This is a genomic window from Okeania sp., assembly GCF_983059655.1.
The window spans coordinates 1-10,626 of sequence record NZ_CEZPJD010000222.1; the positions used below are offsets into that span (position 1 = coordinate 1).

General features: G+C 40.6%; 7 protein-coding genes and 1 pseudogene. 4 read left to right on the forward strand and 4 right to left on the reverse strand.

What is annotated here, in order from left to right:
- Positions 1-204 precede the first annotated feature (204 nt).
- The 4 genes from AC3DU7_RS14230 to AC3DU7_RS14245 all read right to left on the reverse strand — a co-directional run bounded on the left by AC3DU7_RS14230 (position 205) and on the right by AC3DU7_RS14245 (position 7,587).
- Complete coding sequence (locus AC3DU7_RS14230) at positions 205-771, reverse strand: Uma2 family endonuclease (protein ID WP_488039993.1); 567 nt, start codon at positions 769-771, stop codon at positions 205-207.
- Positions 772-914: 143 nt separating this feature from the next.
- Positions 915-1,481 (reverse strand): Uma2 family endonuclease, encoded by a 567-nt coding sequence (locus tag AC3DU7_RS14235; protein ID WP_488039522.1) that lies wholly within the window; start codon positions 1,479-1,481, stop codon positions 915-917.
- 210 nt (positions 1,482-1,691) lie between these two features.
- A complete protein-coding gene (locus AC3DU7_RS14240; RefSeq protein ID WP_488039994.1) occupies positions 1,692-5,861 on the reverse strand; it encodes an NACHT and WD40 repeat domain-containing protein in 4,170 nt (1,389 codons plus the stop codon).
- A gap of 253 nt (positions 5,862-6,114) precedes the next feature.
- Entirely contained in the window at positions 6,115-7,587 is a 1,473-nt protein-coding gene (locus tag AC3DU7_RS14245; protein WP_488039525.1) for an aldehyde dehydrogenase family protein, read from the reverse strand.
- An 867-nt stretch (positions 7,588-8,454) separates the two neighbouring features.
- On the opposite strand from AC3DU7_RS14245, the gene AC3DU7_RS14250 reads away from it, so the two are divergent.
- From AC3DU7_RS14250 to AC3DU7_RS14265, 4 genes and pseudogenes are all read left to right on the forward strand, one after another.
- A complete protein-coding gene (locus tag AC3DU7_RS14250; RefSeq protein ID WP_488039995.1) occupies positions 8,455-9,201 on the forward strand; it encodes a histidine phosphatase family protein in 747 nt (248 codons plus the stop codon).
- A gap of 6 nt (positions 9,202-9,207) precedes the next feature.
- Positions 9,208-9,363 carry a hypothetical protein gene (locus AC3DU7_RS14255; RefSeq protein WP_488039997.1) on the forward strand — a complete coding sequence of 52 codons (156 nt, stop codon included), beginning with the start codon at positions 9,208-9,210 and terminating at the stop codon, positions 9,361-9,363.
- A pseudogene (locus AC3DU7_RS14260) lies at positions 9,353-9,679 on the forward strand (CHAT domain-containing protein); the annotation flags it as partial. The gene AC3DU7_RS14255 and the pseudogene AC3DU7_RS14260, both read left to right, overlap by 11 nt.
- A gap of 436 nt (positions 9,680-10,115) precedes the next feature.
- Positions 10,116-10,478: a VOC family protein gene (locus tag AC3DU7_RS14265; protein ID WP_488039996.1), complete on the forward strand. Its 363-nt coding sequence runs from the start codon at positions 10,116-10,118 to the stop codon at positions 10,476-10,478.
- Positions 10,479-10,626: the final 148 nt, after the last annotated feature.

Sequence of the window (10,626 nt, forward strand, 5' to 3'; positions counted from 1 at the left end):
TATAGTGAACCTATTAGGTCAAACAAGCAAATCAAATGATATTAGTAAATATAGAGGAATCTGGTTAAGTAATGAATGATATTATGAATGTGGCGAAGGCGAAATAATTTGAGATTGTTGATGATTTCTATTTTTTATAAACAAGCGATCGCTCTTTTTTCAAACATGGATTATATGTGGTAAAAAGGAGCGATATTGCTTCATCTATTCTTCCTCATCAAAGACGGGCGGCCAAAGTTCGGAAATTGATATTTCCCAACCAGGGAATAGTTCGGGAATGCTCAATATATCATCCTCGGTAAGTTCAATGGGTTCTCCTGTGGGGCGATAAATTATTACTGTTTCTTCATCAGGATCGATTAATATTGCGACTTGCACCCCCAATTCAATATATTTTAGGAGTTTCTTTTTTAGAGGTGGGAGTCGATCGCTTTGAGACTTGATTTCTACTGCTAGATCGGGTACCATTTCTGCAAAATAGCGGATGCTTCGTGGCAAGCGATCGGCTTTGATAAAAGATACGTCTGGTGCTTTGAGGTTCCTATCAGGTAAGATAAAACCACCTGCGGATTCAAATACTCGCCCCAGACGACGGGGGTTTATCCAGGCATAAAGAGAGGCGCTTAAACGAACTCCTACTTCGCTCGAAACGATATCTGATGGCCCCATAACTGATATTTTTCCATCTTCTAATTCTAATTGATAATCTAAACCAGCTTCGTTGAATAGGGTTTGTACTATTTCTAAGTCTTTGATGGTGACATCCGGCATATTTCCTCTGGATTATATGATGATAGGTTGATTTATATTTTAGCAGATTTACCAGCAAGCGATAACCTCTGCTTAAGAGTATGCGATCGCTCTTTTTTTCAAACATAGATTCTATGTGCTAAAAAGGAGCGATATTGCTTCACTTATTCTTCCTCATCAAAGACGGGCGGCCAAAGTTCGGAAATTGATATTTCCCAACCAGGGAATAGTTCGGGAATGCTCAATATATCATCCTCGGTAAGTTCAATGGGTTCTCCTGTGGGGCGATAAATTATTACTGTTTCTTCATCAGGATCGATTAATATTGCGACTTGCACTCCCAATTCAATATATTTTAGGAGTTTCTTTTTTAGAGGGGGGAGTCGGTCACTTTGAGATTTGATTTCCACTGCTAGATCGGGTACCATTTCTGCAAAATAGCGGATACTGCGTCGCAAGCGATCAGCTTTGACAAAAGATACATCTGGTGCTTTGAGGTTGCTATCGGGTAAGATAAAACCACCAGCAGAGTCAAATACTCGCCCCAGACGACGGGGGTAAACCCAATTTCCTAGTAAACGACTAAACAGAATACCTACTTCGCTCGAAACAATATCTGATGGCCCCATAACTGATATTTTTCCACCTTCTAATTCTAATTGATAATCTAAGCCAGCTTCGTTGAATAGCGTTTGTACTATTTCTAAGTCTTTGATGGTGACATCCGACATATTTCTTCTGGATTATATAATGATAGGTTGACTTATATTTTAGCAGATTTGCTAGCAACTGATAACCTCCGGTTAAGCGTATGCGATCGCTCCTGTTATAGCAGAAGGAAGAGGGAAGAGGGAAGAGGAAAGAAGGAAGAAGGAAAAATCTTGTCAGGAGAATGGCCATTCTCCCCTACAGTCTGTTACCTCTGTCATAGATTCTAATGTTCAATATTCCACTGCTCCCAATGCTTTTAGGCTGGCTTTTTGGGCGTTGTTTAATCCTGTGACTCCGGTAATGTTGGCGTTTTCATAAGGTCTGGGTACTCTCAGGGTTTTGATGCACTCTCCTGTTTTGACGTTCCAGAATTTAATTGTTTCGTCTCCACTACCACTAGCAAGGGTTTTACCGTCGGGGCTGAAGGTAACTGAATACACCCAACTGGTATGTTCTTGCAAAACTTTCAGACATTCACCTGTGCTGGCATCCCAGAGCCTTATAGTGCTATCGTCGCTGCTACTGGCAAGAATTTGACCGTCAGAACTGAACGCGACACAAAGAACTGCAAGACTGTGTCCTTCCAAAATCTTGAGGCATTTACCTATGTAGGTGTCCCATAACTTCACTGTTTTATCGGTACTGCCACTAGCAAGAATACCACTGTTTGGTTTAAAGGCAACTGAGTCCACTCCAGCATTGTGTCCCATCAAAATTTGCCTGCACTCACCAGTATTGACGCTCCAGATTCTTATCGTTTGGTCTTCACTGCCACTAGCAAGAATCCTGTCATCCGAACTAAAAGCGACACTTCTGACCTGGTTGGTATGCTCTTGCAAAGTTTTCAAACATTTGCCTGTTTTGACTTCCCACAGCCTCACTGTTTGGTCATTGCTACCGCTGGCCAGGGTTTTACCACCTGAACTGAAGGCAACACAATGTATTAAATCAGTATGTTTTGATAATGTTTGAATACAATCAAAAGTTACAACTCTACAGAGCTTTACTGTTTTATCCTCGCCACCGCTAGCTATTATTTCACCGTCTGGACTAAAAGTAACCGAGTGTAATATACTGGTGTGTGCTGAAAAAACTTGCATACATTGACCAGTGTCAACCTGCCAAAGTCTTACTAGATGATCGTCGCCACCACTAATGAGAGTTTTGCCGTCAGGACTGAAAGCAACTGACTCTACCGCATTATTATATCCTTTAAAAGTTTTAAAGCACTGTTGCTTGCTAAGATCCCACAGCTTTATAGTATTGTCGTTGCTGCTACTTGCAAGGGTCAGACTGTCGGAACTGAAGTTAACGGCATTTACTTGACTTGCGTGTTCCTGCCAAATTTGCAAACATTCGCCGCTACTGAGACTCCACAGCCTTATGCTTTGGTCATCACCACCACTGACAAGGATTTGATCGTCGGGACTGAAAACGACAGTTCTGATTGTATCGGTGTGTCCTGAAAAAGTTTGTAAGCACTTACCTGTGGCATGGTTCCAAAGTTTTACGTTACAGTCATCGCCACCGCTAACGAGAATTTCATCATCTGGACTGAAACTGAGAGACTTGACTGCACCCATATGTCCTGATAAGGTTTGCCAGCATTCACCACTATCAATTTTCCAGAGCTTAATCAAACCGTCACCAGCAGCAGTAGCAATAGTTTGACCGTCAGAGGTCAAAGCGAACGAATTGAGTTGATTTGTTTCTAACTGCAAATTTGACAGTTGTTCACCTGTACTAGGATTCCAGAAATTTACAGTTCCGTTTTGGCTACAACTTATAACTTTAGAACTATCTGAAGTAAAGGCAAGTAACTTTATGCTCACGGGGTAACTATGGACGCTTTGCAAGCATTGACCCGTGCTAGCATCCCATAGTCTAACTATGCCCACAGAATCTCCACTTGCTATAGTTTTACTATCGGGACTGAAGGCAATTGAATACACCCAAGCAGTGCCATCTTTAAACTCAAATAGAGGTTTACCATCTGCCTGCCATACACGAACCTCGCAGTTAGCATTGCCCGTTGCAAACATTTTGCCGTCAGGACTAAAGGCTATGCACAAAACACTAGCAAAGGTTCCAGTAAAAGTGGAATCAGCCAAATTTGCCTCAGTTAAATTAACATCCTGCAAACTTGCACCAGTAAAATCAGCCCTCTTAATGACAGCCTGACTCAAATCGCAACCCTCCAAAGCAACATTATCAATTTTCACTAACAAAGTCGCTGCATTGCCACCCACATAACTAACCTCTTCAACAGTTTTCCCTCGCGTCGCCTCCACAACTTCCCGTAACTTCCGGCAGGTTTGCGCTTTCGTTATTTCCCCAGAAAGCATGGGAATCAACAAATCTAGAACCGCCTTCACCAAAGACATCTCTCCAAAAGTAGAACGCAAACGCTCCAGAGACTCTCTAGAAAATGTTTTTAGAGGTGAAATAGAAATAACCCCTCCCCTAGCATCCACTTCCCGACGGAAATATTCAGACCAAGTATATTCCTGAGTCGTTGCCTGGGAATTGATATGAGACTGCGCCACTGCCACTTCCAAAAAATCTACAGGCAACACCCCCAACTCCGCAGCAAACTTATAGGCAACAAAAAACTCCAATAATGAACGATGAGCAGGACTGTAATCCCCATCCTCATTTCTAATCAACATTGTTTGACCCATCATGTCGTAATGCCAGTGGTCTAAATCTTTTTCTGCTTCAACTTTTGCCCCAAACAAATGGCGAATGCGGTCTGGAAACTCCCGATAGTTAAGACTCATCTTGTCATTAGATAACATTTCCCAGGACAATTCGCAGAGAAAATACAACTTATCCGCTAGGGAAGTAAAAGTCCGCTTTTGCTCAATGTCTCGTTCCATCTTGTGTTTCACCGCATAGAGATAAATCCTTGCTAAATCGATCGCCTTCCCCGCCTCAATTTCTGGCAACGCCTCCAGAATTAACTCGCTCATCACCGGACGGCGAGCTAAATCTAATAATTGAGAATTACTCATTACCTTTTCCACCGTTGCCTGTTCCGCCTCAAAAGAAAGCACTCGACGAATTTGGTCGTCGTTAAATTTCTTCAGTTCCAACACTTCAAACTGTGGTGGTTCCCCAGTCAAATTAGCCACAGAAGCTTGCAACTCCGCATTCAACAAAGCACGACCCTCCTTAGCTTCTGGGAAATGCTCGGTCCGACAAGTAAGAATTACCTTAGCCCCCGGCACCACCGTTTGCGCTAATTCCCAAAAATTATTAATCATCTTTTGCCGATCTACCTTAGCCGCCATTTCGTCGAAACCGTCAAAAATCACCAAGAATTTACCCATACGGTTGAGAAATTCAAAAGCCGAATAACCAGGCAGTGGAATCTCGTGTTGCCGGAAAAAGAACTCAGAAAACAGAGACTTGATATTAACCGCCTTAGCATAATCCCGCAGCAAGATAATTAGAGGCAAGCGGGGACGTTCCACCCCTCGCTTTTTCGCATCCAAATAGCGCTGCAACTGTTCCCAAGCATAGTGGAATACAAACCAAGTTTTGCCAGTACCGAACTCGCCCAAAACCGAAAGATGTTTTTTTGCCGGATCGCCCTGCCATCGGTCAACATAACCATCTATCCAGCCGTCATCTTCATCGTAGTGACTGACCCCTATTTTTTGTTTAGTATTCGGGTCAACCTCTACCTTGCTACAGGCCAGGGGAACATATTTAACATCCATACCCCGCTGTTTGACTTGTTCCTCCAACCACTGACAATAGCCACTGAAGTGTGCTTCTTGGTCTATGAGTTCGTCGAAGGTGTAGCAAAATAAGTTTTGATTTTCTGGCTTTTTGGCTTCATCGCGAGCTGCTTTACTAATACGACGGACGGCTACCAGCCATCCATATTTTGTTCTTTTGTTCTCCACCGAATGACGCAAAGCATTTAGATCGCAAATTTCTGCTTCCCCTTCTACCCCTCGGACGAGGACGCGAACGTTGCCCATTAACTTCACTTTAATCGTAATAATCCACTCAAAAAACCTTTTGTTCTCAATTATACCCTCAACGTTATCGCTGTCAAATTTGTAGTCTAAGATTTCAAACCACTGTCTCATTTGTTGGGATAGGGTAAATTTTTGGCGATCGCTATCTTTTTGGATTTCTGTTTCTACTATTCCGCGAAAATTAGTTTTGGAGACTTTTTGTTCAAATAATTCTGTTAGTATTTTCCATAATTTCGCAGCTTCTTGTCTGATATATCCTTCATCAAAATTCGTTTTTGCCGATATTTCTGCATATCTTTCACCTTCCCAAGCTAGGCAAAAAATACTCTTTTGTAAATCGCTCAAAGTTCTTCTTTTTTGCTTAAGATCTTGATTATTGACAAATTCAAAAGCTGTTTCTGGATTCATTTTTTTTCTCGACCGTAATTTATTGGCAGCTAAAGCATATTATTATCTATAATAATTTTCTTCTACGGTCAAATTCAAGCTCTCTATCTAAAGTTATAACTTTTTCTAACTTTTTCACCGGACATGATATGAATTCTGCTATAAAGCCAGTTTTTCTTCCGTCAAGATAGAACGCCAAATATTCTTGTAGAGACGTTCCATGGAACGTCCCTACTATTTTCGGAGATGTCTAGTAGTAATAATTAATCATAAACTACATCTTCACAGTCACAGTCTTTGTCTCTGTATACTGCTGTAAACCATACTCACCTAACTCCCGACCAATACCAGACTGCTTAAAACCACCAAACGGTGCAGCAGCATCAAACACATGATAACAATTTATCCAAACTGTACCAGCACGAACAGCATGAGCCACAGCATGAGCTTTACCTACATCTCGTGTCCAGACTCCAGCAGCTAAACCATATATTGTATCATTTGCCCTTTGCACCAGTTCATCAATATCCTTAAACTTAATGATGCTCATCACCGGACCAAAAATCTCTTCTCTGGCAATCTTCATCTCATCTTGCACGTCAGCAAATACAGTAGGTTCAATAAAATAACCGCGATCGCCAACTCTTGCTCCACCACATAACATCTGGGCACCATCCCGTTGACCAGATTCAATATAACCCATCACTTTATTAAACTGTTCCTCATCTACCTGAGGCCCTTGTTCAGTATTATCTGCAAACGGGTCGCCCACCAGCCGACGTTTTGCCCGCTCTACACTTTTGGCTACAAATTCGTCATAACATTTCTCTTCTACAAACAAACGAGAACCGGCATTGCAACACTGACCTTGGTTAAAGAATAAACCAAAATGTGCCCCTTCAATGGCAGCATCCATATCTGCATCAGCAAACACAATATTAGGACTCTTACCACCAAGTTCCAAAGTCACTCGCTTTAAGTTGCTCTTAGCAGCAGCTTCCATGATTAAGTGACCTACTTCTGTGGAACCAGTGAAGGCAACTTTATCAATATCGTGATGGTGAGAAATAGCAGCACCAGCAGTTGGACCATAACCGGACAAAATATTTATTACACCAGGAGGAAAACCAGCTTCGATCGCTAACTCGCCGACTCGGAAGGCTGATAATGGTGTTTGTTCGGCTGTTTTCATTACTAATGTATTACCTGTTGCTAGGGCTGGGGCAAGTTTCCATGCTTGCATTAATAATGGAAAGTTCCAGGGAATGATTTGACCGACTACTCCTACTGGTTCGTGGCGGGTGTAGCAGAAGTAGGAGCCATTGATAGGAATGGTTTTGCCTTGAACTTTGTCAGCCCAGCCAGCATAATAGCGATAACAGGCGATCGCTAAACGTAAGTCTGCATTGAGAGAGTCTTTGAGTGGTTTTCCATTATCTAGGGTTTCTAGTCTCGCCAACTCTTCTATATTTTGTTCCATCAAATCTGCTAATTTGTAGAGGAGTTCACCTCGTTGGGTAGCAGACATTTTCGGCCAGTCGCCACTGGTAAATGCTTTCCGGGCTACACTTACAGCCTTATCTACATCTGGCGCATCTGCTTCGGCAACGTCACAAATAACTTCTCCTGTTGCCGGATTAATTGTTTCAAAGCGTTTGCCGGAAGCACTTTCTACCCACTCGTTATTGATTAATAGTTTGGTGGGGCCGATTTTAACTTGTTGTTCTGGTCTTGTAGCTGTTACCATAAACTTTTTCCTCACTTTGTTGTGAATATAACCTTTCTACCTCTTGGTAGTCTTTTGTCTAAAAAACTTTAGATATTTTTAAGAAAACATTAGGATGCTTTTTTGCACTAAATGATGATTAGAGCCTGTAAATATAGCTTTTCTGTATGTTGGTAAGTCCTACCAACAACCTCAAAAAATAGTAGTATAGCGCTAATTGAATAGGGAATAGTAAACTGTTAAAGGGTTTTTTCTGCCGAATCAGTATTGTTTTTTCGGCAAATATTACGACTCTCTCTGTCTGAAGCTACACGATCGCCACACACAAAGCTAATATAGCATTACGCAAATAGGTTAGGGCAATTATAGACGCTCAAACTTAGTCAGGGATTACTTCTGACTTCTGACTTCTGACTTGCGCGTAGCGCTATATCATGTCCAGTTGAATACACTTTATAAATAAGGGAGTAGGGAAAATAAGGAGATTTGCTCTGTGTAAGAAAATAGGTTTTTGATCGCGCTCTTATCCAGACTTGATATAAGTTGTTTATTCTTAGATTATTTAGGGCTTGCTGAATCAAATTGTAATCAAATACCAGCTCAGGCTTACAGGGTTTTTTATTCTCAAAAAGTGCAAGGTTTTTGCTTCTAAAAGCAGAACATGTCAGGATTTTGAACAGACAAGGGTAGAAAAATCTCAGAACAATTTTTCCGACTATATTCTCTGCAATTCCTAATTCTTCCTGAATTCTGACTCTTACTGAAAAATTATAGTTTAAAGCCTCTAAGACTTTTTCAGCAAACCCTATTTAGGCGTATATTGACAAAAATTATCAATTGTATTAAATTTTGATCTTAGTAAAGTTCTTAATTAGACTTAAGTGTAAAATGTTAAATTTGTTAAAAAGTCAAATTTCCTCTTTTATCAGTGTCACTACCCTAACTACTATAGTAGTTATGAGTGGATGTAGCTCTCCTCCTAGTGAGACAACAAATGATACAACAGCTACAGACGAACCCACTGCTCAAACTGTAGCAAGTGAAGAAACCATGAGTGAGGGAGAGCTAGCCAATGCTAATTTTCAGGATAAACTTAGTGGTACGGAGCTTCTTAACGCTTTAAAACAAGGGGGTCATGTAATTTACTTCCGTCACGCCCAAACAGAGAAAGATTATGCTGATCAAGTGAAAGCAGTTATGGGTGACTGTTCGACTCAACGGGCACTTAGTGAAGCGGGATGGAAACAATCTAAAGCTATTGGAGAAGGGTTTCGTAAGAATGCTATCCCTTTTGATAAGGTGATTTCCAGTCAGTATTGTCGCGCTTGGCAAACAGCAGATTTGGCATTTGGCAAATACGAGAAAAATGGCGACCTCAACTTTCCTAAAGCGGCAGACTACACCCCCGAACAAGTAGCTCAGATGAAAGCAAGATTAGACCCAATGTTAACGGCAGTTCCTTCACAAGGAACAAATACTGTAATTGTTGGTCACGACGACTTGTTTGAAGCTTCAACAGGTATTTATCCCGATCCACAGGGTATAGCTTACGTTGTTAAACCAGATGGTAGTGGTAACTTTGATTTAGTTGCTAATATGCTTCCTGAAGAATGGTTAAAATTGGGCGGAAGTTAGAAATCTTTGGCCTCAAAAATTAGCGATCGCCAAGTTTATTTTATGGCGATCAATTTATTGATATTGAGATGCTATCTAAAATATCCTGCAACCGCAATGATGTTGATTGAACTTGGGACAAATCACCTCAACTTCAGCGATAAAGAAAGAAGATGTATTTAACTTGAAATTATCAGCAGAATTAGTAGTATTAAGTGATTGTGAAACTGGCTTAGGAGAAGAAGTGAAAGGGGAAGGAATTGTGGGGTTGACTCGTGGATTTATGTATGCTGGTTCTCCAAGAGTTATTGTGAGTTTGTGGAAGGTAAATGATGAGGCAACTGCTAAATTAATGAATTTATTTTATCAGAAAATTTTATTAGACAAGATGAAGCCAATAGCAGCATTGAGGGCAGCACAAATTGAGATGTTAAATTCAGAAGAATGGCAAGATCCTGAGTATTGGGCAGCTTTTACTTTGCAAGGAGAATGGCAGTAAATAGGGATATGGGAAGATAGGAAAATTGAATATTGAAGTGTGGATATAATTATAGCAATATGATTTGAGTTGTGAGATATTGGAAATTTTTAGGTATGGAGGGAACAGGGAACAGGGAACAGAGAAGAGGAAAAAAACGTATCATATAAATATAATAATCGCTATATTCTATACTTTTAAGGAACACCTCAATTCTTACAACTCATTCCTGATTGCTATATAAATATATACTAGACATCTCCAGAAAAGAGGGAGTAGAGAGTAGGGGGAAATAATTGATAATTTATGTACCATAATTGATTTTATTTTTTATTATTGGAGATGTCTAGTAGACATCTGGTAAATAAAGATATATACTGTTTGTAAAATTGGAAAATTCAGTCCTTTAGATATCAAAATTTATAAATAGCTAACCACTTAACTAATAATATAAACTATGCAAATAACTCAACCCCTTCATACAGCTCTGTTAGTTTCAGACCTCGAAAAAGCCGAACATTTCTATGGTCAAATTCTCAAACTCCCAAAAGCCGAACGCTCCCGCAATTTTCCTGGTACTTGGTATCAAGTAGGCAACTTCCAAATACATCTAATAGTATCCTCAGAAATAATCCCAGATCTAGTTAATTTAGAAAAATTAGGGAGAAATAGACACTTGGCCTTTGCTGTCTCTGACTTAGATGCTGCCAAAACACAACTACTAGCAAATAATTGCCAAATTCAAATGAGCGCTTCCGGCAGAGCTGCATTATTTACCCAAGACCCAGATGGTAATATTATAGAATTAAGTCAACAGTAAGATAACCTGTGAAAATTATTGCCTATTCATATACAAACCCCCTGTTTGAAACTGCCCCAGACAACACAACTTGGGGGTGGGAAGTTGACCATATTTATCACGACTTAGGCGATCGCCAACAACTCCAACAACTCCTACTCGACTCCCA